Genomic DNA, 25604 nt, shown 5'->3' with positions numbered 1-25604 from the left:
AAAAGCTATCAGCTCAAAAACTTCTGCAACAGGTCATTGAGAAAGAGTTGCCCGCGGTCGGTGGCCGCCAGGCGTGACGGTTCGACCTGCATTAATCCACTTTGTTCTGCGTCGCGGCGGCCTTCATCGAGGCTCGCCAGATCGAGGCCGGTGCGCTCGGCGTAGAGCTTGGCATCAACCCCTTCGGTGAGGCGCAGCGCGTTCATCAGAAACTCGAACGGCAGTTCATCGGCGGTCAGTTCTTTCGCGCCGGCCTGGAAGCTTTTGGCCGGGTTGAGGTAGTCCTTTGGTGCACGGGTTTTCCAGGTGCGGATAATGCGCCCGTCCGGGTGGCTGAGCTTGCCGTGGGCCCCGGCGCCGATGCCGATAAAGTCGCCAAAGCTCCAGTAATTGAGGTTATGCCGCGCCGGCCGCCCCGGTTGGGCGTAGGCTGAGACTTCATATTGTGCGTAACCGTGTTCGGCGAGCAGTGCCTGGCCGGCTTCCTGGATATCCCACAGCGTGTCGTCTTCCGGCAGCGCGGGCGGCTGGTTCCAGAACACGGTGTTGGGTTCCAGGGTCAGTTGGTACCAAGACAGGTGCGTCGGCTTGAGTGCAATGGCCTGGCGCAGGTCGCCCAAGGCGTCCTCCAGGGACTGGTTGGGCAGGCCGTGCATCAAGTCCAGGTTGAAGTTGTCGAACCCGGCCTGGCGCGCCATGCCGGCTGCGCGCACGGCTTCATCGCCATTGTGGATACGGCCCAGGGCTTCAAGCTTCTCTTGCTGGAAGCTCTGGATGCCGATGGACAGGCGATTGATCCCCAGTTTGCGGTACGCCACGAACTTCTCTTGTTCGAACGTCCCGGGGTTGGCTTCCAGGGTGATCTCGATATCGTCAGCAAACGGGATACGCGCTTGAACGCCCTTGAGCAGGCGGCCCAGTGCAGCCGCGCTGAACAGGCTGGGCGTGCCGCCGCCAAAGAAGATCGAACTCAGCTTACGGCCATATACGGCGTGCAGGTCTTGGTCCAGGTCGGCCAGCAGGGCATCCACATACTCTTCTTCCGGCAGCACTTTGCTCGCGGTGTGGGAGTTGAAGTCGCAATACGGGCATTTACGCACGCACCACGGGATGTGGATATACAGCGCCAGGGGCGGCAGATGGGGCAGGGCCGCCCGTGGTGTTTGCGCGCCACCGTGGATCAGCGGCTGCGCAGAGGTGTTCTGGGTCATTTCAAACCCAGGCGCTGGCGCAGCAATGCCATGGCGCGGGCGCGGTGGCTGATCTGATTTTTGTCGGCCGGGCTCAGTTCAGCGCTGGAGACATTGCGCTCCGGCACCCAGAACAGCGGGTCATAGCCAAAGCCATGTTCACCGCTGGCCGCGTGCAGGATGCGCCCGTGCCACAAGCCTTCGCACAGAATCGGCAGCGGGTCGTCGGCATGCCGTACCAGGGCCAACACGCAGACGAACTGCGCACCACGCTCGGCCTCCGGCACGTCTTTGAGGGCGTCGAGCAGCTTGGCGTTGTTGGCTGCATCGCCCTGGCCGTCGGCGTAACGGGCCGAGTAGATACCAGGGGCGCCGCCGAGGAAATCCACGGCCAGGCCCGAATCATCCGCCAGGGCCGGCAGGCCAGAGATGCGCGCAGCATTGCGGGCCTTGAGGATGGCATTCTCGACGAACGACAGGCCGGTCTCTTCCGGTTCGACCTGGCTGAACTCGCCGATCGAACGCAGTTGCACAGACTCACCGAGCATGGCCTGCAGTTCTTTGAGTTTGCCGGCGTTATGGCTGGCGAGTACGAGTTGGGTAAGGTTCATCATTGGGCGGGGAACAGTTCTTGGTTGAATTGGAAGCCGTGGGCCTTGCCGCCGGTTTCAACGTTGATGGTGAAGGTCTTGTATTCCCGTTGCGTCACGGTGTAGGGCGCGAGGTAGCTGATGCCGCCTTTTTCTTCGATCTGCTTGAACGTCAGGATCTCGCTTTTGCCGCCCAGGTCCTTGATAGTGCCGGTGACTTGCGCGGCCACTGGGCTTACGCCCTTGATCACGGTCACGTTGATCAATCCCTTCTCCTTGCTGCGCACCACGCCGACTTTCTGGGCGGTCTCGGGTGGCAGGAAGCTTGAAGTGAAGGTGTTGTAATGAACGGTGATATCGCCAAAGTCTTTTTTGCGATTAGCGTCGATAGTGTCGGCGGCCATGGCGCTGGCGCCCAGGCATGCGGTCAATAGAAAAATAGCCAAACGACTCATGAACGTCCCTCTTGAAGATGATTAGACGGCAACTTTGTGGTCGGTCAGGCCAGGACTGCTGACCCGGTAGATACCAATTTCGCCCAACAGGTTGGGCCATAGCTTACTCGCCCAGCCGTGGCGGTGCTGTTGATCGACGGCAAGGCGGTTGATCACCTTGGCTTCACGCTCGCCACACAGGGCTTCAAAGTCTTCGAAGGTGCAAAAGTGGATGTTCGGCGTGTTGTACCAGGTGTACGGCAGGAAGTCGGAAACCGGCATGCGCCCCTTGGTGGCCAGGTACCAGCGGCAGCGCCAGTGGCCAAAGTTGGGGAAGGTGATGATGCATTGGCGGCCCACGCGCAGCATTTCGTCAAGGATGCGGTCCGGGTAGTGCACCGCTTGCAGGGCCTGGGTCATCACCACGATATCGAAGCTGTTGCTGGCAAAGTTGCCCAGGCCCTTGTCCAGGTCCTGCTCGATCACGTTGATGCCCTTGGCCACGCATTGGGCGATGTTGTCGGGGTCGTTTTCCAGGCCGTAGCCGGTGACTTGCTTGTGGTCGCGCAGCCAGCTCAGCAGTTCGCCGTCGCCGCAGCCCAGGTCGAGCACGCGGCTGCCGGCGGGGATCCAGTCTTGGATGATTTCCAGGTCGGCTCTCATGGCGTTCTCACAAGCGAAATACGGTTCATGTAGTTACTGAACGCCTGCAGGTAGCGTGGGATCGGAATCAGGAAGGCGTCGTGGCCTTGCGGTGCATCGATCTCCAGGTAGCAGACGTCTTTCTTGGCTGCCATCAGGGCATCCACCAGCTCACGGGAGCGCGCTGGCGAAAAGCGCCAGTCGGTGGTGAACGACATCACGCAGAACTTGGCCGTGGCGTGCTCGAAGGTTTTTGCCAGGTCGTCATCGTGGTTGGCGGCCGGGTCGAAGTAGTCCAGGGCCTTGGTCATCAGTAGGTAGGTGTTGGCGTCAAAGCGCCCTGAGAATTCCTCGCCCTGATAACGCAGGTAGCTTTCCACCTGGAACTCGACGCTGTGGAAGTCGTAGTTGAGCTTCTCGCTCTTGAGGCCACGGCCGAATTTCTCGCCCATGGAGTCGTCGGACAGGTAGGTAATGTGGCCGACCATCCGCGCCAGCATCAAGCCGCGCTTGGGGATCACGCCTGCTTCCTGGAACGAACCGCCGTGGAACTCGGGATCGGTGAGGATTGCCTGGCGCGCCACTTCGTTGAAGGCGATGTTCTGCGCTGACAACTTGGGCGCCGAGGCGATAGCCAGGCAATGGCGCACACGGTCCGGGTAAGTGATGGTCCATTGCAGGGCCTGCATGCCGCCCAGGCTGCCGCCAATCACGGCGGCCCACTGGCTGATGCCCAACAGGTCGGCGAGGCGTGCCTGGCTGTGCACCCAGTCCTCTACCGTCAGCACCGGGAAGTCGGCGCCGAACGGCTTGCCGGTTTCCGGGTTGAGGCTGCTGGGGCCGGTGGAGCCGTTGCAGCCGCCGAGGTTGTTCAGGCTGACCACAAAGAACTTGTTGGTGTCGATGGGCTTGCCGGGGCCGATGCAACTGTCCCACCAGCCGGGCTTGCGGTCGTCAACGCTATGGAAGCCGGCGGCGTGATGATGGCCGGATAAGGCATGGCAGATCAGCACGGCGTTGCTCGCCGTGGCGTTCAACTGGCCATAGGTTTCGTAGATCAGGTCGTAGGCCGGCAACGAACGGCCGCAGGCCAGGGCCAGCGGTTCGCTGAAGTGCGCCACTTGTGGCACGACCAGTCCAACAGAATCGGGGGGGAAGGCAGCTGGCATCGACCCTGCTCTCGTTTAAATGAGGCGTAAGTCTAAAGAGCGGGGACCCTAGCGGCAAGCAATGGTCGGGGGTTAGCGTGATCGTTCCCACGCTCCGCGTTTGATCGTTCCCATGCTCCGCGTGGGAATGCCTCTTGGGACGCTCTGCGTCCCGTCCTTGTGACGCGGAGCATCACGGGCTGCATTCCCACGCAGAGCGTGGGAACGATCTATCGGTCAGATCAGGCCAAACAACTCTTTTGGCATGTAGGCAAAGTACGCCAGGCGCGGAATCACCCAGCTCTGCAGCAGCTGAATCACGATAAACGCGAAGATCGGCGAGATATCCAGGCCACCCAGGTTCGGGATCAGGCGACGGAAGGGTGCCAGCACCGGTTCGGTGATCTGAGCCACCAATTCGGCGCCCGGGCTACGGCTGCCTGGCGCGACCCACGAAAGAATCACGCTGATGATCATCGACCAGAAAATGATCTTCAGGAACAGCGAGAAAATACCGATCAGGCCCCATGGCAACAGCAGCACGGTGAAGGCCTGGTAGCCATTGAGCATCAGGATCACCACGAACAGCAAAATCTGCAGCAACAGCGCCAGCACCAGCGACGACATGTCCAGGCCGAACAGGCTCGGGATCACCCGGCGCAGCGGCTTGAGCAGCGGTTGGGTGGCCTTCACCACGAATTGGCACAGCGGGTTGTAGAAGTTCGCACGCACCAGTTGCAGGATAAAGCGCATCAGCACGATCAGCAGGTACAGGCTGCCCAGGGTCTGGATGATGAAAATGGCAGCGTCATTGATTCCGAGCATGTTTGATTACCTTGGTAAGGGACGACTATTTGCCCAGTTGCTCAGCCATCTCGGCTGAACGATGTGCGGCGGCACCCAGTGCTGTTTCCACCAGGGCTTCAAAGCCCCCGGCCTGGAACGACTCGATAGCCGCTTGTGTGGTACCACCTGGCGAGGTGACGCGACGGCGCAGTTCGGCGGCATCCACTTCGCTGCCGACCGCCATTTTCGCGGCGCCCAGGGCGGTTTGTTCCGCCAGTTGCTCGGCCACGTCGTGGGGCAGGCCCAGCTTGACGCCGGCGGCCGTCATGGCCTCGATCAACAGAAAGAAATAGGCCGGGCCGCTGCCGGAGACGGCGGTGACCGCGTCCAGTTGCTGTTCCTGCTCGAGCCACACGGCGATGCCCACCGCAGACAGCAGTTCCTGGGCCTGGTCACGTTGCTGCGCGGTGACTTCGCCAGTGGCATACAAACCGCTGACGCCCTGGCGCAGCAGCGCCGGGGTGTTGGGCATGCAGCGCACGATGGGCTGGGCGCCGAGCCAGTTGGTCATGCTGGCGCAGGTGATGCCAGCGGCAATCGACACCACCATTTGGTGAGGTTGCAGGCTCGGGCGCAGGCTCTCGCACACGGCCTTCATGGCCTGGGGCTTGACCGCCAGCACGATCACATCGACGCCGTGGATGGCCTCGGCGTTATCGGCGAAGGTCTGGATACCGTGTTCGGCGCTGACGCGCTCGCGGGTCTCGGCGCCCGGGTCGCTGGCGCGGATCTGCTCGGCGTCCAGGCCCTTGGCCCGCAGGCCACCGATCAGGCTGGCCGCCATGTTACCGGCGCCGATAAAGGCAATACGCGTGTTGCTCATGACAGGTCCTTATTTTCGAGGGATGTCAGCCATTTCACGGCTGGCCGTAGTCGCGGGCGCCAAACAGGGCGGTACCGATCCGCACCCAGGTGGCGCCTTGGGCAATGGCCGACTCAAGGTCATGGCTCATGCCCATGGAAAGTGTGTCCAGCGGCAGGTTCAGGCTGGCTTGCAGGTCGCGCACCGTGGCAAACGCCGCATCCTGCTCCGCCCGGTCTTCAGTCGGCTCGGGAATTGCCATCAAACCCCGCAGCTTCAAGCGCGGCAGGGCGCTGATCGCCGTGGCCAGGGCCGGCAGGTCGGCGGGTGTGCAGCCGGACTTGCTGGCTTCGCCACTGACATTGACCTGAATGCAGATATTGAGCGACGGCAGGTCGGCCGGGCGTTGCTCGGACAGGCGTTGCGCGATTTTCAGGCGGTCCACGGAATGCACCCAAGCGAAGTTCTCGGCGATGGCGCGAGTCTTGTTCGATTGAATGGGGCCGATGAAGTGCCAACTCAAGGGCAGGTCGGTCAAATCCGCCTGTTTGCCCAAGGCTTCCTGCAGGTAGTTTTCCCCAAAGTCGTGCAGCCCGGCAGCATAGGCTTCGCGTACCGCCTGCGCGGGTTTGGTCTTGCTCACGGCCAGCAGGTGGATGCTGCTTGCGTCACGTTGCACGGCGTCGGCTGCGGCGAGGATGCGCTGGCTAACCAGGCCGATGTTGTCTGCTATCGTCGACATTCAAGATGCGCCTGTGGATATGGAGTCCGCGGCATTCTACTGGAAATGGAAAGCCCTATGGATATCACGCAATTGCTGACGGCCAGCGTAAGCCGAGGCGCCTCAGACCTGCATCTGTCAGCCGGCCTGGCACCGATGCTGCGCATTGATGGTGAGGTTTGGCCGCTGGATGGGCCAGCGCTGAACGCTACCCAAGTGGTCGATTTATTGAGCCCTTTGCTGAATAAACATCAACAAAAGGATTTCGAAACATCTCTTGAAACGGATTTTGCCTTCGAATTGCCAGGCGTCGCCCGGTTCCGGGCGAACGTGTTCCGCCAGGATCGCGGTGTGGGTGCGGTGTTCCGGGCTATTGCGACTGAGGTCCAGAGCCTGGAGGACCTGGGACTGGGCGAGGTGTTCCAGCGTATCGCCCGCCTTCCTCGCGGACTGGTGCTGGTGACCGGGCCCACCGGCTCGGGCAAGTCTACGACCCTGGCGGCGATGATCGACGACCTCAACCGGCATCGACGCCAGCATATCCTTACGCTGGAAGACCCCATCGAGTTTATCCACCGGCCGAAACTGGCGCTGGTCAACCAGCGCCAGGTGCATCGCGACACTCACAGTTTCTCGGTGGCCCTGCGTTCAGCCCTGCGAGAAGACCCGGATGTGATCCTGGTGGGTGAATTGCGCGATCTGGAAACCATCCGCCTTGCGCTGACGGCGGCAGAGACCGGGCACCTGGTGTTCGGCACCCTGCACACCTCGTCGGCGGCAAAGACAGTGGGCCGGCTGGTAGACGTCTTCCCGGCCGGGGAGAAGGCCATGGTCCGCTCGATGCTGTCGGAGTCGTTGCAGGCGGTGGTGTCTCAGGTGCTGGTGAAGAAGGTGGGCGGTGGGCGCGTGGCCGCTCATGAAATCATGCTGGGCACCCCGGCAATTCGTAACTTGATTCGCGAAGACAAGGTGGCGCAGATGGTTTCGGCTATCCAGACGGGAGGGGCGTTGGGGATGAAGACCCTGGATATGAGTTTGAAGGCGTTGGTCGGCGCGGGGCTGGTCAGTCGGGAAGAGGCGCGGGAGAAGGCGAGGGTACCGGCAGATATCTAGAACAGGCAGATACACAATGTGGGAGCTGGCTTGCCTGCGATAGCGGACTGTCAGGCACTCTCTCGGCCAACTGACACACCGTCATCGCAGGCAAGCCAGCTCCCACATTTGATTGCATTTCAAATGGGGAGCTTCAGTGGCGCCTGGCTTAGCGCTGCACGATCCGCAGGTTGTTGTTCTGCTCTTTAGGCAGTACCCGCTTGGCAATCACGTAGTTCTTGTCCCAGAACGGCTTTTTCAGTGTGTCGATGCTCACCGACTTGCCACGGCGCGGTGCGTGGATAAAGCGGTCGTTGCCCAGGTAGATGGCGACATGATTGACCTGGCGGCTCTTGAGTTTGAAAAACAACAGGTCGCCCGGTTTCAGGTCTTTACGGTCCACCTTCAACCCATGACCGGCCGCCATGGCGTTGGAAGTGCGTGGCAGGTCCACCGCTTTTACATCGTTAAATGCATATTTCACCAGGCCGCTGCAGTCGAACCCTTTACTTGGGCTGCTGCCGCCCCAACGATAAGGTGTACCGAGCACGTTGACGGCACGGCTCAAGACGTTGCTGCTTTGCTTGGTGTTCACGGCCAACTGGGTGGAAAGCGCTTTGCCGTGGGCCTTGCTCAGTTGAGTCGGGCGGCTGACGGTCGGCTTTGCCGATTTGGCAGTGCTGGGCGTGCTATGGACTTTAGGGGTGAAACCGTTAACGTTCGGAAGTCGTTGCTCACGATTGGTGGCGTGGGCGGCCAGTGGCATTAATAGGCAAATGGTTAGCCATGTCTTGAAAAATGGTCGCATTAGGCGTGGCTCTTATGGGTTTGCGCGCAACTTTATAACAGCTTTTTGTGCTGTTCTCAGCCCGTTTGTCGACTGAACCTTGGGGTCAAATTCAGGAAAAACGCGACGATTCGCCGCAATTGTCCTACACAAGTCAGGCGCTACAAGGCTTTGAGGGCAGAACGATACCATTTGCCGTTCGTCGGGCGCCCGTAAAAAAGTCACAAAGAAAATGAAAAAATTTATCTATCGAAGCAAAAGAGGTCCTTCATGAACACCTATCAACAGGTTGCTCAGCATCAAGACACCCACAGCAAGGCGATTGGTTACCTGCTGTGGATTTTCGGTTTTACCGGGGCTCATCGCTTTTATTACGGCAAGCCTGTGACGGGCACGATCTGGTTTTTCACCTTCGGCTTGTTCGGCATTGGCTGGTTGATCGACTTGTTCCTGATCCCGGCCATGGACCGTGAAGCCGACCTGCGGTTTACCGCAGGGCCGATTGAATACAGCGTGGCGTGGATTCTGTTGGCGTTCCTGGGGGTGTTTGGTGTGCACCGTATGTATCAGGGCAAATGGATCACCGGCCTGATCTACCTGCTGACCGGCGGTTTGTTCCTGATCGGGGTGCTGTATGACTTCTGGACGCTGAACACGCAGATCTCGATCCGCAATGCCGAGCGCAACAGCGGGCGCTGAGCACTGATCGTTCCCACGCTCCGCGTGGAAATGCAGCCCAGGACGCTTCGCGTCCACCTTTGGAGTGCTGACGCAGAGCGTCACAAGATGCGTTCCCACGCAGAGCGTGGGAACGAGCTTGCGCGTCAAGCCTGGTAGCTGATCCGTCCATCCATCAAGGTATACCGCACCGTCGCCGGCAGGCTGTGGCCGATGAACGGGCAGTTTTCGCCCTTGGACAACCAACGCTCACCAGCCACCGTCGAGCTTGCCAGGTCGAACAGCACCAGGTCCGCCGGTGAACCCACCGCCAACTGGCCCGCCGGCAAGCGCAGGGCCTCGGCCGGGCCGGCGCTCAGGCGTGCCAGCAGTGTCGGCAGGTCCAGCAAGCCGTCTTCCACCAGCGTCATCGCCAGTGGCAACAACAACTCCACGCTGCTGATGCCTGGCTCGGTCGCGCCAAACGGTGCCAGCTTGGCGTCTCGCTCGTGAGGTTGGTGATGGCTGGAAATCGCCGACACCACACCCGACTTCACCGCCGCACGCAAACCGTCACGGTCAGCCTTGGTGCGCAGCGGGGGCTGTACGTGGTACAGGCTGGAGAAGTCGATCAGCGCCTCATCCGTCAGGATCAGTTGGTACAGGGCGACATCCGCGGTGACCCGCAAGCCACGGGCCTGGGCCTGGGCGATCAGAGCCACGCCCCGGGCGCTGGTCAACTGGCTGAAATGCGCACGCACGCCGCTTTGTTCCACCAGCAACAGGTCACGGGCGAGGGCCACGGTTTCTGCTGTTTCCGGAATGCCCGGCAGGCCGAGGAAGCTGGCCACTGCGCCTTCGTGGGCCAGGCCGCCTTCGGCCAGGTCGCGGTCCTGGGAATGGAAGATCACCGTCAAGTCGAAGGTGGCCGCGTATTCCAGGGCGCGGCACAAGGTGCGCGTGCTGCGAAAGCTTTCCAGGCCATTGCCGAAGGCCACGCAACCGGCGTCACGCAGGGCGATCAATTCGGCGAGTTGTTCGCCATCCAGGCCCTTGCTCAAGGCACCAATGGGAAACACTTTGCAGTTGCCGGCTTCGCGGGCGCGGTCGAGGATCAGCTCGGTCACGGCCGACGTGTCCAGCACCGGCTTGGTGTTGGGCGGGCAACACAGGCTGGTCACGCCACCGGCCGCGGCGGCCTGGGTTTCGCTGGCGATATTGCCTTTGCGGCTGTAGCCCGGCTCGCGCAGTGCGACATTCAGGTCCACCAGCCCAGGCGCGGCCACCAGGCCCTTGGCATCGATGCTCTGGCCGGCGTTGAAGCCTGCGGGGGCGGCGCCAATGGCGACGATCTTGCCGGCGTCCAGGTGTAGATCGGTAACTTGGTCCAGGCCACTGGCCGGGTCGATGACTCGGGCGCCGAGAATGCTGAGCTTCACTGGGCCTGCTCCTGCTCGAATTGACGTTGCGCGGTTTGCCCGCTCATGGCCATGGACAGCACGGCCATGCGCACGGCGATGCCGTAGGTCACTTGGTTGAGAATCACCGACTGCGGGCCATCGGCCACCGCCGACTCAATTTCCACGCCGCGGTTGATCGGCCCCGGGTGCATCACGATTGCATCCGGCTTGGCCATGGCCAGGCGTGCGGTGGTCAGGCCGAACAGGCGGTAGAACTCACCTTCGCTGGGCAACAAGCCCCCGGCCATGCGCTCGCGTTGCAGGCGCAGCATGATCACTACGTCCACATCCTTGAGGCCCTCGGCCATGTCGGTGTAGACCTTCACGCCATACTGTTCGATGCCGATTGGCAACAGGGTCTTGGGCGCGATCACGCGGATATCCGGGCAACCCAGGGCCTTGAGAGCCAGCATGTTCGAACGTGCAACCCGCGAATGCAGGATGTCGCCGACGATGGCTACCGAGAGGTTTTCAAAGCTGCCCTTGTGCCGACGAATGGTGAGCATGTCGAGCATGCCCTGGGTCGGGTGCGCGTGACGGCCGTCGCCGCCATTGATGATCGCCACGTTCGGGCACACATGCTCGGCGATGAAATGCGCAGCGCCGGAGTCGCCGTGGCGTACCACGAACATGTCGGCTGCCATGGCTTCCAGGTTGCGCAGGGTATCGAGCAGGGTTTCGCCCTTGCTCGCCGACGAGGTGGACACGTTCAACGTGATCACATCGGCCGACAGCCGCTGGGCCGCCAGTTCAAAGGTGGTGCGGGTGCGGGTGGAGTTCTCGAAGAACACGTTGCAGATGGTTTTACCGCGCAACAGCGGGACTTTCTTCACTGCCCGGCCACCGACTTCCAGGAACGAATCGGCGGTGTCGAGGATTTCGGTGAGCAGTTCGCGGGGCAAACCGTCGAGGGACAAGAAGTGTTGCAACTGGCCCTGAGCATTGAGCTGCAGCGGGCGCTTGGCATCTAGAGGCGTCATCGCGGGGACTCTTTACAAGGCGGTTTAAAGGGCAAGGTCTTGCAGTTCGAGTTCGAGCGGCGTGGGACCGGACAATTTTACCCGCTGCTGGGGGGCAAGCGACAGGGTCGCGCCTACGACGTCCGGGCTGATCGGCAGTTCGCCGGCATCCAGGTCCAGCAGGCACACCAGGGTCACGCTGGCCGGGCGGCCATAGTCGAACAGTTCGTTCATGGCGGCGCGGATGGTGCGGCCGCTCATCAGCACGTCGTCGATCAGTACCAGGTGCTGGCCTTCGATCTCGAAGGGCAGGGCCGAAGGGCGTACTTGTGGATGCAGGCCGTTCTGGCTGAAATCGTCGCGGTAGAAGGACACGTCCAGGGTGCCCAGGGGCGAATCGCTGCCCAGTGCTTCCAGCAATGCCTGGGCTACCCACACGCCACCGGTGCGTATGCCGATAAAACGCGGTTCGCTGATGGCACGGTGTTCCAGGTGCGCCTTGAGGCGTATCGCCATCTGGCTGATCAGTTCGGCAGGGTTCGGCAAGCTCATGGTGGCTCCTTATCAAGTGTGTAGGAGCGAGCTTGCTCGCGAAAAACTCATGGGCACCGCGTTCATCCAGTCTTCTCGCGGTATCGTTAACGTTCTTCGCGGGCAAGCCCGCTCCCACAGGATCGCGGCGGGTCAGGATTCAAATAAAGCGGTGTTTTCATCCAGCCAGCCCTGCAACAGCAAGGCCGCGGCGATGGCGTCTACCGGGTTGTCGCGGTAACTGCCCTTTTGCCCGCCACGGTCGCGGCGCTCCCCCTTGGCTTCGAAGGTGGTGAGGCGTTCGTCGTGGGTATAGAAGGGCAGGTTGTAGCGGCCATTGAGGCGGCGCGCGAATTTCTCGGCGCGCAGGCACATGTCACTGGGGGTGCCATCCATGTTCAGGGGCAGGCCGACCACTACCGCGTCAGGCTTCCACTCTTTGATCAGGGCTTCGACCTGGTTCCAGTCCGGCACGCCGTTTTGGGCCTTGAGGGTGCACAGCTCGCGGGCCTGGCCGGTGATGACCTGGCCAACCGCTACGCCGATCTGTTTGGTGCCGTAGTCAAAACCGAGGATCAGACGCAAGGCCATCAGGCGTGCCCCGCCTGGCTGGTCAGCAGGCTGAGGTTGACCCGCAGCTTGGCTGCTGCCGCTTCCAGGCGCAGTTCGCTGGCGGTGTTGAACAGGATGTCAGCGTCGAACGGGCAGGTCAGCCAGGCATTGCTGGCCAGTTCGGCCTCCAGTTGCCCGGCTTCCCAACCGGCGTAGCCGAGGGTGATCACACTTTGCTCAGGGCCGACGCCGTCGGCGATGGCGAACAGCACGTCCTGGGATGTGGACAATGACACCCCCTCAAGGTCTACCGTGGCCTGGAACTTGGGCCCGGTGGGGTGCAGCACAAAACCGCGATCGGTCTGCACCGGCCCGCCGATGTAGATCGGTACGCCCTGGCAACGCGCCGGCGGGTCGATTTCCGGGCGCAGTTGCTCAAGGATATCGGCCAGGTTCAGCTCCTGCGGGCGGTTGACTACCAACCCCATGGCACCATTGGCCGTGTGCTCGACGATGTAGGTCAAGGTCTGCGCAAAGTTCGGGTCGGCCATATGGGGCATGGCGATCAGGAATTGGTGCTTGAGGTAGGTCGGGCTGACGTTTTTCATGTCCGCTAGTGTGGCGTTGGAGGGGCGAACTGACAAGTGCGGGCGCGAGCCTGATCGCTGATCGTTCCCATGCTTTGCGTCGGAATGCATCCCGGGGCGCTCCGCGTCCCAAGAGCAGACGCAGAGCGTCCATGGCGGCATTCCCACGCGGAGCGTGGGAACGATCTGTGCGATCAGTTGCTGGACAACCGGTCGCCCTTGGCGAACCGCCAGGTGCGGATGATTTCCAGGCGGTCCACGTCGCTCAAGTCGCCGCTGAACGGCGCAAAGGGCGCGGCCAGGCGCACGATGCGTTGCGCAGCCTGGTCCAGCAGCGGCTGGCCGGAGGACTCCAGCACCTGCACCTCATACAGCGAGCCGTCACGGTTGATCGACACCAGCAAGCGCAAATTGCCATAAATCTGTTGGCGCCGCGCCTCGTCCGGGTAATTGAGGTTGCCGATGCGTTCGACTTTCTTGCGCCACTCGTCCTTATACCAGGCACCTTTATCGCGCATGGTTGAGGCGGCGTTCAGACGGTAGATGCGGGGGCGCTTGGCATAAAGCTGTTGCTCATGGGCCAGTTCGGCTTCCAGGCTGGAAATTTCGTCGGATAACGTCGAACTGTCGAACGTCGGCGCAGGCTTCACTGGCTCGGGCTTGGGTTCGGTCTTGGCCTTTTCGCGCTGGGTCGGGGCTTTTTGCGGTTTGGGCGCGACAGTCGTCACCGCAGCCTTGGGCGTGGCCTGCCTGACCTCAGGCTTGGGCGCTGGCGGCGGAGTGACCTTCTTGACCTGGTTGTCATGGAAGGGCGCTACCTCGGTGGTCTTGGGCACGGCTTTCTTGTCGAGGGTGCCGCTGCCCTGTTGGTTGTCCTGGGCGAGAAAGTCAGCCTTTTCGGGCTTCTTTTCGCTTTTGAACGTGGCGAGAGTGATTTCCAGGGTCTTGGTGATCTGCTTGGGTTCGACCAGGGTGAACCCCACACCCAGGAGCAGGGCGAGATGAATCAAGGCAGCGAGAAACAGGGTAAAACCGAGACGATCGGCCGGGCGCACGCCGCTGGGGGAGAATTCGGGGGGCAGATCGGACGGGAGTGTCATGACAAGAAAACCAACATCGCGCGTTTCACAGGTTGCGCATGATAACGCAATGTTGGTAGGTGTCCGGCTGTTCTATGTCACTTGGCTTGTAGCTTGCGTTCAATGGCGGCCATCAGCATTTCGCCGATGTTCGTGCCAAATGCGTTGTCGATCTCGCGAATACAGGTCGGGCTGGTGACGTTGATTTCAGTGAGGTTCTCGCCAATTACGTCTAGTCCGACAAATAGCAGACCTTTTTCCCGCAGGGTTGGACCGACTTGAGCGGCGATCCAGCGGTCTTTTTCTGACAACGGCCGCGCTTCACCGCGACCACCGGCCGCCAGGTTGCCACGGGTCTCGCCGGCTGCCGGGATCCGCGCCAGGCAATAATCCACCGGCTCGCCGTCAATCATCAGGATACGTTTGTCGCCATCCTTGATCGCCGGCAGGTAGGCCTGGCCCATGATCTGCTGGGTGCCCAGGGCGGTCAGGGTTTCGAGGATCACCGACAGGTTCGGGTCGCCGGCGCGGTGACGGAAGATCGAGGTGCCGCCCATGCCGTCCAGCGGCTTGAGGATCACGTCGCCATGCTTGGCGGCGAATTCACGCAGTACATCGGCGCGGCGGCTGACCACGGTCGGTGGCGTGCACTGCGGGAACAGGGTGGCGAACAGTTTTTCATTACAGTCGCGCAGGCTTTGCGGCTTGTTGACGATCAACACGCCCGCGCGTTCGGCCTGCTCCAGCAGGTAGGTGGAGTACACAAATTCCATGTCGAACGGCGGATCCTTGCGCATCAGGATCACGTCGAGGTCGCTCAGCGGGCTGTCGATTTCGTCAGAAAGCTCGAACCACTTCTCGGGGTTGGCAAACACCTGCAGCGGGCGCATGCGTGCGCGGGCCTCGCCGTCACCCTGGTAAAGGTCGCGCTGCTCCATATAGAACAAGGTCCAGCCGCGGGCCTGGGCGGCCAGGAGCATGGCCAGCGAACTGTCCTTTTTATAGGAAATGCTGGCGATAGGGTCCATGACAATGCCGACGCGAACGCTCATGGGGATTTCCTCTAGCAAATTAGGGCGCATAAAAGTGGCGTCAGAGTGGCGCTGCGGCTGTTGTGGGTCAAGGAAAAACCACTGGGCGGGTGCCTCGATAGATTGCGCCAGGAGACTGTGCTAAAAAGGCTGGCACGGCGCAGCAGCCCTTGAATTCCAAGGCTTGCGGCGTTCATCCTGTGCAACATCAGGCAGTACACACCGAAAACCGATTCGCTGTGGCGATGGTAGAGCAGATATGGAACAGCATTCCAACGCCTTGAAGGTGATGGTAATCGACGATTCGAAAACGATCCGCCGCACCGCCGAGACGCTGTTGAAGAACATGGGGTGCGAGGTCATCACGGCGATCGACGGTTTCGACGCCCTGGCCCGTATTGTCGATCATCACCCGCACATTATCTTTGTCGACATCATGATGCCGCGCCTGGACGGCTACCAGACCTGCGCCCTGGTGAAGAACAACCCGGCGTTCAAGTCGATCCCGGTGATCATGTTGTCTTCCAAGGACGGCCTGTTCGACAAGGCCAAGGGGCGCATCGTGGGTGTCGATCAATTTTTGACCAAGCCTTTCAGCAAGGAAGAACTGCTGGGGGCGATCAAGGCCTATGTGCCTGGGTTCGCCGCAGTAGAACAAGCACACTGACGCCGCCTCACGAGGGCCGGCGCCGACCAATGTAGCGGGGAAAACCATGGCACGTGTTCTGATCGTCGACGATTCGCCGACCGAAATGTACAAACTCACCGGCATGCTGGAAAAGCATGGCCACCAGGTGCTCAAGGCCGAAAACGGCGCGGACGGCGTGGCCCTGGCCCGTCAGGAAAAGCCCGACGCGGTGCTGATGGATATCGTGATGCCCGGCCTCAACGGCTTCCAGGCCACGCGCCAGTTGTCCAAGGAGCCGGAAACCAACGGTATCCCGATCATCATCATCACCACCAAGGATCAGGAAACCGACAAGATCTGGGGCGCACGCCAGGGCGCCAAGGACTACCTGACCAAGCCTGTGGATGAAGAAACCCTGATTGCCACCCTGAACAAGGTGCTGGCCGGCTAAGGCTTGCGATCATGACCGAGTCGCAAACCGCCTTCGAGCTGCTGCTGGACATCGACCGCCGCTGCCGCTTGCTGGCCGCGGACCTGCCGTCCCAGGAAACGCGCCTGCAACGCTGGAGCGGCATCGCTTTCCGCATAGGGCCAAACGCCTACGTGGCGCCCATGGGCGAAGTCGCCGAGGTGTTGCATGAGCCACGTTGCACCTTGATGCCGGGGGTCAAGCCCTGGGTCAAGGGCGTGGCCAACCTGCGCGGGCGCTTGCTTCCGGTGATGGACCTGGGCGGTTTCCTGGGCCTTGAGTTGTCCAGGGCGCGCAAGCAACGGCGGGTGCTGGTGGTGGAGTTCAACGACCTGTTTGTCGGGCTGCTGGTAGATGAGGTGGTAGGCATGCAGCATTTCCCATTGGATGCCTGGGTGGCGAGCGCTGCCTCGAGCGCGCCGTTTATTCAGGGCCAGTTCGACGGCGACCCGCCGTGGCAAGTCTTCAGCCCCTTCGCCCTGGCCCAGGCCCCTGGCTTCATGGATGTTGCCGCATGAGCACCGCTACCACGCCCAAACCCCAGGCCGCTTCGCGCAGCCGTTCGCAGATCATCGTGCTGTTTATCGCCTTGATCGTGTTCATCATGCTGCTGTTCGCCAACTTCGCGTACCTCAACACCCAGTCCACTTACGATAAGCAGTACATCGGCCACGCCGGTGAGCTGCGCGTGCTGTCCCAGCGCATTGCCAAGAACGCCACCGAGGCCGCTGCCGGGAAAGCGGCGGCGTTCAAGCTGCTGGGCGATGCGCGCAACGATTTTGCCCAGCGCTGGGGCTACCTGAAAAAAGGTGACCCGCAAACCGGCTTGCCGGCGGCGCCCAGTGCGGTGCGCGCCGAAATGCGGGCGGTGCAGACCGACTGGGAGGCGTTGCTGAAAAACACCGACGCCATCCTGGCCAGCGAGCAGACCGTGTTGTCGTTGCACCAGGTGGCGGCGACCCTGGCCGAAACCGTACCGCAACTGCAGATCGAGTCGGAAAAAGTCGTGGATATCCTGCTGCAACGCGGCGCCCCGGCCAGCCAGGTAGCCTTGGCCCAACGCCAGTCGCTGCTGGCCGAACGTATCCTGGGGGCGGTCAACACGGTGCTGGCGGGGGATGAAACCGCCGGGCAGGCCGCCGATGCCTTCGGTCGCGATGCCAACCGTTTTGGCGTGGTGCTCAATGGCATGCTCAACGGCAACCCGGGGCTGCGTATCACCCAGGTCGAAGACCCGGATGCCCGGGCGCGGCTGGCGGACATCGCCGAGCTGTTCGAGTTTGTCTCCGGCTCCGTGGATGAAATTCTCGAGACCTCGCCGCAGTTGTTCCAGGTGCGCGCCTCGGCGAGCAATATTTTCAACCTGTCGCAAACCCTGCTCGATGAAGCCTCGCACCTGGCCACGGGTTTTGAAAACCTCGCCAGCGGGCGCAGCTTCGACACCATCGGCGGTTACGTGCTGGGCTTGCTGGCGCTGGCCTCGATCATCCTGATCGGCCTGGTCATGGTGCGCGAGACCAACCGCCAACTGCATGAAACCGCGCAGAAGAACGAGCGCAACCAGAACGCGATCATGCGCCTGCTGGATGAAATCGAAGACCTGGCTGACGGCGACCTCACCGTCACCGCCTCGGTCACCGAAGACTTCACCGGCACCATCGCAGACTCCATCAACTATTCCGTGGATCAACTGCGCGACCTGGTCGCCACCATCAACCTCACTGCCGGGCAGGTCGCCGGTGCGGTGCAAGACACCCAGGCCACCGCCATGCACCTGGCCCAGGCGTCGGAGCATCAGGCCCAGCAGATTGCCGAAGCGTCCACGGCGATCAATCAGATGGCGCAGTCCATCGACCAGGTGTCGGCCAACGCGGCCGAATCCTCGGCGGTAGCTGAACGCTCGGTAGAGATCGCCAACAAAGGCAACGAGGTGGTGCACAACACCATCCACGGCATGGACAACATTCGCGAGCAGATCCAGGACACCGCCAAGCGCATCAAGCGTTTGGGCGAATCGTCCCAGGAAATTGGCGACATCATCAGCCTGATCGACGACATCGCCGACCAGACCAACATCCTCGCTCTCAACGCCGCGATCCAGGCCAGCATGGCCGGCGACGCCGGGCGCGGTTTTGCGGTGGTGGCCGATGAAGTGCAACGTTTGGCCGAGCGCTCCTCGGCGGCCACCCGGCAGATCGAAACCCTGGTGCGCACCATTCAGGCCGACACCAACGAAGCGGTGATTTCCATGGAGCAGACCACCACCGAAGTGGTGCGCGGCGCACGCCTGGCCCAGGACGCCGGGGTGGCGCTGGAGGAGATCGAAGGCGTGTCGAAAACCCTGGCAGCGCTGATCCAGAGTATTTCCAACGCGGCGCAGCAACAGACCTCATCGGCGGGGCAGATTTCCCTGACCATGAACGTGATCCAGCAGATCACCACACAGACGTCGTCGGGTTCCACCGCCACCGCAGAAAGCATTGGTAACCTGGCGAAGATGGCCAGCCAGTTGCGCAGGTCGGTATCGGGTTTTACCTTGCCGCCGCCCAAGCAGGTCGATGATTGAAATACGACCTGAAGAACACCACAGTCCAACTATGGCAGCTGGCTTGCCTGCGATAGCGGTCTGTCAGATACAGAAATAGTGCTGACCCACCGCTATCGCAGGCAAGCCAGCTCCCACATTGGATCTCCATTGTTTGTGAGATACCAGCAACTCATGAATTCTAAGCGGAGCAGTTATGGTTGATCGGCACGACTATGTGGCCCTCGAATGGGTCAAGGGCGATATTGCCGAAACCCTGAAGCAGGCCCGGTCGGCCCTGGACGCGTACGTTGAAACCCATGACGACGACGCTCTAAACGAATGCCTGGCCGGTATTCACCAGGTACATGGCGCGCTGCAAATAGTCGAGTTCTACGGCGCGGCGCTGCTGGCCGAAGAAATCGAGGAACTGGCCCTGGCACTACAGGCCGGGCACGTTGGCCAACGCGATGAAGGTATCCGGCTGCTGCAACAAGCCCTCGGCCAACTGCCGCTGTACCTCGACCGCGTGCACAGTGCCCGCCGCGACTTGCCGCTGGTGGTGCTACCGCTGCTCAACGACCTGCGCAGCGCCCGTGGTGAAAGCCTGCTATCGGAAACCAGTCTGTTCAGCCCGCAACTGCTATCGATCGAGCCGTTGCCTGAGCAAGCCCTGGCCCAGCGGGCCACGCCGGATCTGCATGAGCAGTTGCGCCAATGGCGCCACCTGCTGCAACAAGCCCTCGCCGGATTGCTGCGTGAAGACCACGGCCCCAGCAACCTGGAAGACATGGCGCGGGTGTTCGCACGCCTTGAAGCGCTATGCCAGGGTGCGCCGCTGCTGCCGTTGTGGCAGGTCACCTCGGCGCTGGTCGAAGGCATGCTCACCGGCGTGGTCGCCAACAGTCCGGCGCTGCGCAGCCTGCTCAAGGCCAGCGACAAGCAACTCAAGCGCTTGCTGGTTCAAGGCATCAATGGCATCAACCAGCCGGCACCGGACGAGTTGCTCAAGAGCCTGTTGTTCTACGTCGCCAAAGTCACCCGGCCGACGCCGCGCATGCAGAGCCTGAAGGAGCGCTACGGCTTGGACGAAGCGTTGCCCGACAGCGCCGTGGTCGATGCTGAACGTGCACGGCTGGCCGGGCCGGATCGCAATGCCATGGGCTCGGTACTCGGGGCGTTGTGTGAGGAACTGGTGCGGGTCAAGGAACGCCTGGATCTGTTCGTGCGCAGTGATCGCCAGCACACCCAGGACCTCGATCCGTTCCTGGCGCCCTTGCGGCAGATCGCCGATACCCTCGCGGTGTTGGGTTTCGGCCAGCCGCGCAAAGTGATCATCGACCAACTCGCCGTGGTGTTGAGCCTGGTCCAGGGGCAGCGCGAACCCAATGACGCGGTGTTGATGGATGTGGCCGGCGCGTTGCTGTATGTCGAAGCGACGTTGGCCGGGATGATCGGCACCGTCGAACCGCAAAGCAGTGAAGACAGCCGCTTGCCCACCACCGACCTGACTCAGATCCATCAGTTGGTGATTCGTGAATCGTGCCAGTGCCTGCGCCAAGCCAAGGAGCTGGTGATCGACTGCATTGAGGCTGATTGGGATCGTCAGCGCCTGGAGTCCTTGCCCGAGCTACTGAGCCAGGTGCGTGGTGCCCTGGCGATGATTCCCTTGCCGCGTGCGGCGAGCCTGATGCGCGGTTGCACCGATTACGTCGACGAGCAATTGATGATCAACGAGGCCGCCCCTTCGGCGACACAACTGGCGCATTTCGCCGAGGTGGTCAGCAGCCTTGAGTACTACCTCGAGCGCATGCTTCAAGACCCTGACGCGGCAGGGGAAAAAGTGCTGGAGTTGGCCACCCAGGGCTTGAATGCATTGGGCTACCTGCCGGTGGAAAAACCCTGGCGGCAGGCCCTGGCTGCGCCCGAGGGGGCGCTGTCCACCGAGGCTGCGCCAAACCAATCCCAGTTCGATGCCTTGGCCAGCCCTGCATCACGTCTCAACCCTCCAGCCTTGCAGCGTCCCGGTAGCCTGTTGCCGCCGCCGGCCGGTGAAGAACCGATTGACGATGAACTGCGCGAAGTCTTCCTTGAAGAAACCGATGAAGTCCTCGACGTGTTGCATCGCTACCTGCCCGACAGCGCGGACAAAGCCGCCCAGGGCGAAATGCGCCGGGCTTTCCATACCCTCAAGGGCAGCGGCCGCATGGTGCGCGCCCTGGTGCTGGCCGAGCTGGCCTGGGCCGTGGAGAACCTGCTCAATCGCGTGCTGGAACGCAGTGTAGTCCTTGGCCCTGAGGTGCGGCAGGTGTTGGATGAGGCCGTGGCCCTGCTGCCGGAGCTGATCGCCGATTTCGCTAGCGACGACCAGCGCCAGCGCGATGAAGTCGACGCCTTGGCCGCCCGTGCCCATGCCCTGGCCAGTGGCGCTGCAACATCGACCACCGAGCCCCATGACCCAATGCTGCTGGAGATCTTTCGCAACGAAGCCCAGGGCCATCTGGACAGCCTCGACCACTTCCTGCAACAGGCCGCCGAGCAGGTGCCGCTGCAGGTCAGTGATGAACTGCAACGCGCCTTGCACACCCTCAAGGGCAGCGCCTACATGGCCGGCGTGTTGCCCATTGCCGAACTGGCGCGCCCGCTGGATCACCTCACCCGTGAGTACAAGGCCCACCGCGTGCCGCTGGACAAGGACGAAGTGGCGTTGTTGCTTGAGGCACAAGGGCTGTTCCAGCGCGGGGTGCGTGACCTGGACAACAATCCCCTGGCGCCGATCCACGGCGCGGCCAGCGTGATCAGCCGCACCCAACACCTGCTGGAGCATCAACTGGCCGCCTTGCTCGACGCCCCCACGGCCGGCCTGCGCGTCAAGCGTGACCCGCACTTGATCACCAACTTCCTGGCCCAGGGCATGGACATCCTGCTCGACGCCGAAAGCCTGCTGCGTCGCTGGCAGCAACACCCCGGCGACCGTCTGGAACTCACGGCGTTGCTGGACGAACTGACCACCCTGGGCGAGGGTGCGCACCTTGCCGACCTGCATCCTATCGACGCGTTGTGCGAAGCCTTGCTCGACCTGTATGGCGCGGTAGAGGAAAGCAGCCTGGCGGTCAGCGCCCGGTTCTTCCAAGAGGCTGAACAGGCCCACGACGCGCTGATCAACATGCTCGACCAGTTGGCCGCCGGCCAGGAAATCAGCCCCGCGCCTGCACGGCTGCAGGCGTTACGCGCGTTGCTGGACGAAGCCTTAGACCCGTCCGCCACAGGCCTGATCAAAAGCGACGGCAGCCGCGCCCTGAGTATCTCCGAATTGGGCGCGGCCACCGCGCAGCTGGATCACGCCACCGCGATGGACGACGAGATTGTTGAGATCTTCCTTGAGGAGGCCGTAGACATCCTCGACAGCGCCGGCCAGTCGCTCAAGCGATGGTTACTGGAGCCCGACAGCGCTGCGCCCTTGTCCTCGTTGCAGCGGGATCTGCACACCCTCAAGGGCGGCGCGCGCATGGCCGAAATCGACCCGGTGGGCGACTTGGCCCACGAGCTGGAATGCGTTTATGAGGGGCTGGTGGACCGCCGCTATAGCTACTCTGTCGAGCTATCCCAGGCACTGATGGCCAGCCACGAACGCTTGGCTCAACAATTGGAAGAGCTGCAACAACAGCAACCCCTGAGTGACGGCGCCGAACTGGTCGAAAGGCTGCGGGAATTGCGCCAGGCCAGCAGCCCGGCAGCGCCGGCTGCGGTGGCGCCAGCCTCGGGTGCCGACCCGGAATTGCTGGATATATTCCTCGAAGAAGCCGCCGATATCCTCGACAGCTCAGGCAGCGCGCTTTTGCGCTGGCAGGACGAGCCGGGCAATCGCCAGGAAGTGGAAACCCTGCTGCGTGACCTGCACACCCTCAAGGGCGGTGCACGCATGGTCGAGATCGGGCCGATCGGCGATCTGGCCCATGAGCTGGAATTTCTCTACGAAGGGCTTTCCGCCGGTTTGCTCGCGCCGACCCCTGAGTTGTTCGCACTGCTGCAAGGTTGCCATGATCGCCTGGCGCAAATGATCGACGCCGTGGCCGAGGGATTGCCGGTGGGTTCGGTGGATAAACTCATCGAGCGCATCAAGAGCCTGGTGCACCCCAGTGATGAGCCGGTCACACCGGTGGCGCTGCCGGCGGGCAAGGCCGAAGCGGTCGCCGACCCGGCCGCCGACCTGGTGAAAATCTCTGCCGACTTGCTCGATGACCTGGTCAACCTGGCCGGCGAAACTTCGATCTTCCGTGGGCGTATCGAGCAGCAAGTCAAGGATGCGCGCATTGCCTTGAGTGAGATGGAAACCACCATCGAGCGCATGCGCGACCAATTGCGCCGGCTCGACAGCGAAACCCAGGGCCGCCTCTTGAGCCGCCAGCAAGCCGAGGCCGAACGCCTGGGCTACGAAGAGTTCGACCCGCTGGAAATGGACCGCCACTCGCAGCTGCAACAGCTGGCCCGTGCGCTGTCCGAATCTGCCTCCGACCTGCTCGATCTCAAAGAGACCCTTGAGCGTCGCAACCAGGATGCCTACAACCTGCTGCAGCAACAGGCACGCATCAACACCGAATTGCAGGAAGGCCTGATGCGCACGCGCATGGTGCCTTTCGAGCGCATGTTGCCACGCCTCAAGCGCATCGTGCGGCAAGTGGCGGGCGAGTTGGGCAAGGACGTGGAGTTTATCGTCGGCAATGCCGAAGGCGAGATGGACCGCAATGTGCTGGAACGCATGGCGGCCCCCTTGGAGCATATGCTGCGCAACGCGGTCGACCACGGCCTGGAGTCCCGCGAAGTGCGGCTGGCTGCGGGTAAACCGGAGAAGGGCCGCATCACCCTGGACCTGACCCACGAAGGCGGCGACATCGTCTTCGACATGCGTGACGACGGCGCGGGTGTGCCCCTCGAAGCGGTGCGACGCAAGGCGATCAAGCGCGGCCTGCTCGCCCCCCATCAAGAGATCAGCGACCGTGACGTGTTGCAGTTCATCCTGCAACCGGGCTTTTCCACTGCCGAAAAAATCACCCAGATTTCCGGGCGCGGCGTGGGCATGGACGTGGTGCATGAGGAAGTGCGCCAGCTCGGCGGCTCGATGGTGATCGACTCGACGCCGGGCATGGGCGTGCATTTTCGCATTCGCCTGCCGTTTACCGTGTCGGTCAATCGTGCGCTGATGGTGCACTGCGCGGACGACCAATACGCGATCCCGCTCAACACCATCGAAGGCTTGGTGCGCGTGCTGCCCCACGAATTGGCGGGGCACTACCAGCAAGACCCGCCGCACTATGAATACGCCGGCCAGCGCTACGAGTTGTTCTACCTCGGTGACCTGCTGCACACCGCCAGCCGCCCTAAACTGCTGGGCCAGTACCAGCCGGTGCCGGTGCTGCTGGTGCACTGCAATGAACGCCGCGTGGCGGTGCACGTGGATGCCATGGCCGGTACTCGCGAGATCGTGGTCAAGGGCCTGGGGCCGCAGTTCTCCGGGGTGCAGGGCGTGACCGGCGCGACCATCCTGGGCGACGGCCATGTGGTGCTGATCATCGACCTGCTGGCGCACATCCGCGCTCGGCAACCGGCCTTGCCGGCCCAGGCAGTGGATGCGCCGCTGATCCTCAACGACCCACTGAAAAAACGCCCGCTGCTGGTGCTGGTGGTGGACGACTCGGTGACCGTACGCAAAGTCACCAGCCGCCTGCTGGAGCGCAACGGCATGAACGTGCTCACCGCCAAGGACGGTATCGACGCCCTCGCCATCCTGGAAGAACACACCCCGGACCTGATGCTGCTCGACATCGAAATGCCGCGCATGGACGGCTTCGAAGTGGCCATTCAGATACGCAATGACCCGCGCCTGATGCGCTTGCCGATCATCATGATCACCTCACGCACCGGCCAGAAACACCGCGACCGCGCCATGGCCATTGGCGTCAACGACTACCTCGGCAAGCCGTACCAAGAGTCGGTGCTGCTGGAAAGCATCGCCTATTGGAGCAAGTCCCATGCTTGAACACCGCACCAGCCAACTCACCGGCCTGCTGCTGCCCTTGGCCGACCGCCATCTGGTGCTACCCAACGTCGCCGTAGCCGAGCTGATCGACTTTCAGCGCGGCGAACCGGCCAGCGACGCGCCGCCGTGGTACCTGCGGCAGGTCACTTGGCGCGATCGACAGATTCCGCTGATCAGCTTTGAAGCGGCCTGCGGCGAAGCCAGCGTGACGGGCGAACGCTCGAGGATCGTGGTGTTGAATGCGTTGGGTGGCAGGCCCACGTTGAAGTTCATTGCCCTGGTGATCCAGGGTATTCCCCGCTCGTACAAGCTCGACAGCGAATTGAGCTACGTGGACGTGCCCCTGTGCCCGCTGGAACTGGCGGCGGTGCAAGTGGGCGAGCAGGTGGCAAAGGTGCCGGACTTGATGGGGCTTGAAGCGCTGCTGGTAGAGTCCGGCCTAGCCTGACTGATCGTTCCCACGCTCCGCGTGGGAATGCCGCCGGGGACGCTCCGCGTCCCGCCAGTCGGCATAAGGGTGACGCAGAGCGTCACAGGATGCATGCCCACGCGGAGCGTGGGAACGATCAGTTATGCGCCGCCAGGTCACGTAGCGCGATCGGCAGATTCCGCTGACCAGCTTTGAAGCGGCCTGCGGCGAAGCCAGCGTGACGGGCGAACGCTCGAGGAGGCGGCGGTGCAAGTGGGGGAGCAGGTGGCGAAGGTGCCGGACTTGATGGGGCTTGAAGCGCTGCTGGTAGAGTCCGGCCTGGCCTGACTGATCGTTCACACGCTCCGCGTGGGAATGCCGCCGGGGACGCTCCGCGTCCCGCCAGCCAGCACAAGGGTGACGCAGAGC

24 protein-coding genes and 1 pseudogene are annotated in these 25604 nt (G+C 62.3%); 9 read left to right on the top strand and 16 right to left on the bottom strand.

Features of this window, described 5'->3' with window-relative positions; genetic code table 11:
* Positions 1 to 8: 8 nt before the first annotated feature.
* The 8 genes from hemW to HBO10_RS06805 all read right to left on the bottom strand — a co-directional run bounded on the left by hemW (position 9) and on the right by HBO10_RS06805 (position 6394).
* Positions 9 to 1211: a radical SAM family heme chaperone HemW gene (hemW, locus tag HBO10_RS06840; RefSeq protein WP_034128947.1), complete on the bottom strand. Its 1203-nt coding sequence runs from the start codon at positions 1209 to 1211 to the stop codon at positions 9 to 11.
* Complete coding sequence (gene rdgB, locus HBO10_RS06835) at positions 1208 to 1804, bottom strand: RdgB/HAM1 family non-canonical purine NTP pyrophosphatase (protein WP_034128946.1); 597 nt, start codon at positions 1802 to 1804, stop codon at positions 1208 to 1210. Before rdgB ends, hemW begins: the two co-directional genes overlap by 4 nt.
* Complete coding sequence (locus HBO10_RS06830; protein ID WP_032894709.1) at positions 1801 to 2235, bottom strand: DUF4426 domain-containing protein; 435 nt, start codon at positions 2233 to 2235, stop codon at positions 1801 to 1803. Before HBO10_RS06830 ends, rdgB begins: the two co-directional genes overlap by 4 nt.
* Before the next feature lie 21 nt (positions 2236 to 2256).
* On the bottom strand, positions 2257 to 2877 hold the full coding sequence (metW, locus tag HBO10_RS06825; RefSeq protein WP_003195091.1) for a methionine biosynthesis protein MetW: 621 nt from the start codon (positions 2875 to 2877) through the stop codon (positions 2257 to 2259).
* Positions 2874 to 4025 (bottom strand): homoserine O-acetyltransferase, encoded by a 1152-nt coding sequence (locus tag HBO10_RS06820; protein ID WP_034128945.1) that lies wholly within the window; start codon positions 4023 to 4025, stop codon positions 2874 to 2876. Before HBO10_RS06820 ends, metW begins: the two co-directional genes overlap by 4 nt.
* A gap of 216 nt (positions 4026 to 4241) precedes the next feature.
* The gene (locus HBO10_RS06815; RefSeq protein ID WP_003195087.1) at positions 4242 to 4829 is read right to left on the bottom strand and encodes a YggT family protein; all 588 of its coding nucleotides are present in this window, start codon (positions 4827 to 4829) and stop codon (positions 4242 to 4244) included.
* 25 nt (positions 4830 to 4854) lie between these two features.
* Positions 4855 to 5673, bottom strand: a complete 819-nt coding sequence (proC, locus tag HBO10_RS06810) for a pyrroline-5-carboxylate reductase (RefSeq protein ID WP_034128944.1) — start codon at positions 5671 to 5673, stop codon at positions 4855 to 4857.
* A gap of 34 nt (positions 5674 to 5707) precedes the next feature.
* Positions 5708 to 6394, bottom strand: a complete 687-nt coding sequence (locus HBO10_RS06805) for a YggS family pyridoxal phosphate-dependent enzyme (protein ID WP_034128943.1) — start codon at positions 6392 to 6394, stop codon at positions 5708 to 5710.
* Between the two features lie 57 nt (positions 6395 to 6451).
* Here HBO10_RS06805 and HBO10_RS06800 point away from each other — a divergent pair, with 57 nt between their 5' ends.
* Positions 6452 to 7486 (top strand): type IV pilus twitching motility protein PilT, encoded by a 1035-nt coding sequence (locus HBO10_RS06800; protein WP_034128942.1) that lies wholly within the window; start codon positions 6452 to 6454, stop codon positions 7484 to 7486.
* A 148-nt stretch (positions 7487 to 7634) separates the two neighbouring features.
* Here the strand turns inward: HBO10_RS06800 and HBO10_RS06795 are convergent, their stop codons facing one another.
* Positions 7635 to 8273, bottom strand: a complete 639-nt coding sequence (locus tag HBO10_RS06795; protein ID WP_034128941.1) for a C40 family peptidase — start codon at positions 8271 to 8273, stop codon at positions 7635 to 7637.
* A gap of 249 nt (positions 8274 to 8522) precedes the next feature.
* Between HBO10_RS06795 and HBO10_RS06790 the strand changes: the two genes are divergently transcribed.
* The gene (locus tag HBO10_RS06790; RefSeq protein ID WP_034128940.1) at positions 8523 to 8951 is read left to right on the top strand and encodes a TM2 domain-containing protein; all 429 of its coding nucleotides are present in this window, start codon (positions 8523 to 8525) and stop codon (positions 8949 to 8951) included.
* 125 nt (positions 8952 to 9076) lie between these two features.
* On the opposite strand, the gene HBO10_RS06785 is transcribed toward HBO10_RS06790, so the two are convergent.
* The 7 genes from HBO10_RS06785 to gshB all read right to left on the bottom strand — a co-directional run bounded on the left by HBO10_RS06785 (position 9077) and on the right by gshB (position 15129).
* Positions 9077 to 10348, bottom strand: coding sequence for a dihydroorotase (locus tag HBO10_RS06785; RefSeq protein ID WP_034128939.1), 1272 nt, complete (start codon positions 10346 to 10348; stop codon positions 9077 to 9079).
* A complete protein-coding gene (locus HBO10_RS06780) occupies positions 10345 to 11349 on the bottom strand; it encodes an aspartate carbamoyltransferase catalytic subunit (RefSeq protein ID WP_034128938.1) in 1005 nt (334 codons plus the stop codon). Before HBO10_RS06780 ends, HBO10_RS06785 begins: the two co-directional genes overlap by 4 nt.
* A gap of 24 nt (positions 11350 to 11373) precedes the next feature.
* Positions 11374 to 11880 carry a bifunctional pyr operon transcriptional regulator/uracil phosphoribosyltransferase PyrR gene (gene pyrR / locus HBO10_RS06775; RefSeq protein ID WP_019817751.1) on the bottom strand — a complete coding sequence of 169 codons (507 nt, stop codon included), beginning with the start codon at positions 11878 to 11880 and terminating at the stop codon, positions 11374 to 11376.
* A gap of 132 nt (positions 11881 to 12012) precedes the next feature.
* Positions 12013 to 12450 (bottom strand): Holliday junction resolvase RuvX, encoded by a 438-nt coding sequence (gene ruvX, locus HBO10_RS06770; protein WP_003195067.1) that lies wholly within the window; start codon positions 12448 to 12450, stop codon positions 12013 to 12015.
* On the bottom strand, positions 12450 to 13019 hold the full coding sequence (locus HBO10_RS06765) for a YqgE/AlgH family protein (RefSeq protein ID WP_017139445.1): 570 nt from the start codon (positions 13017 to 13019) through the stop codon (positions 12450 to 12452). Before HBO10_RS06765 ends, ruvX begins: the two co-directional genes overlap by 1 nt.
* A 173-nt stretch (positions 13020 to 13192) precedes the next feature.
* A complete protein-coding gene (locus HBO10_RS06760; RefSeq protein ID WP_034128937.1) occupies positions 13193 to 14098 on the bottom strand; it encodes an energy transducer TonB in 906 nt (301 codons plus the stop codon).
* A gap of 77 nt (positions 14099 to 14175) precedes the next feature.
* Entirely contained in the window at positions 14176 to 15129 is a 954-nt protein-coding gene (gshB, locus tag HBO10_RS06755; RefSeq protein ID WP_034128936.1) for a glutathione synthase, read from the bottom strand.
* A 238-nt stretch (positions 15130 to 15367) separates the two neighbouring features.
* On the opposite strand from gshB, the gene pilG reads away from it, so the two are divergent.
* From pilG to HBO10_RS06720, 7 genes and pseudogenes are all read left to right on the top strand, one after another.
* Positions 15368 to 15775 (top strand): twitching motility response regulator PilG, encoded by a 408-nt coding sequence (gene pilG, locus HBO10_RS06750; RefSeq protein WP_014720321.1) that lies wholly within the window; start codon positions 15368 to 15370, stop codon positions 15773 to 15775.
* A 46-nt stretch (positions 15776 to 15821) separates the two neighbouring features.
* Entirely contained in the window at positions 15822 to 16187 is a 366-nt protein-coding gene (gene pilH / locus HBO10_RS06745) for a twitching motility response regulator PilH (protein WP_014720320.1), read from the top strand.
* An 11-nt stretch (positions 16188 to 16198) separates the two neighbouring features.
* Entirely contained in the window at positions 16199 to 16723 is a 525-nt protein-coding gene (locus tag HBO10_RS06740) for a chemotaxis protein CheW (protein WP_034128935.1), read from the top strand.
* On the top strand, positions 16720 to 18771 hold the full coding sequence (locus HBO10_RS06735) for a methyl-accepting chemotaxis protein (protein WP_034128934.1): 2052 nt from the start codon (positions 16720 to 16722) through the stop codon (positions 18769 to 18771). The genes HBO10_RS06740 and HBO10_RS06735 overlap by 4 nt, the downstream gene beginning before the upstream one ends.
* Before the next feature lie 175 nt (positions 18772 to 18946).
* A complete protein-coding gene (locus tag HBO10_RS06730) occupies positions 18947 to 24766 on the top strand; it encodes an Hpt domain-containing protein (protein WP_169921957.1) in 5820 nt (1939 codons plus the stop codon).
* On the top strand, positions 24759 to 25214 hold the full coding sequence (locus HBO10_RS06725; protein ID WP_034128932.1) for a chemotaxis protein CheW: 456 nt from the start codon (positions 24759 to 24761) through the stop codon (positions 25212 to 25214). The genes HBO10_RS06730 and HBO10_RS06725 overlap by 8 nt, the downstream gene beginning before the upstream one ends.
* Before the next feature lie 130 nt (positions 25215 to 25344).
* A pseudogene (locus HBO10_RS06720) lies at positions 25345 to 25523 on the top strand (chemotaxis protein CheW); the annotation flags it as partial.
* Positions 25524 to 25604: the final 81 nt, after the last annotated feature.

The sequence above is a fragment of the Pseudomonas sp. WS 5503 genome (assembly GCF_012985385.1).
Classification (GTDB): domain Bacteria; phylum Pseudomonadota; class Gammaproteobacteria; order Pseudomonadales; family Pseudomonadaceae; genus Aquipseudomonas; species Aquipseudomonas paracarnis.
Note: the sequence above shows the minus strand (reverse complement) of the source record. Positions and strands in the feature narration are given on the sequence as shown.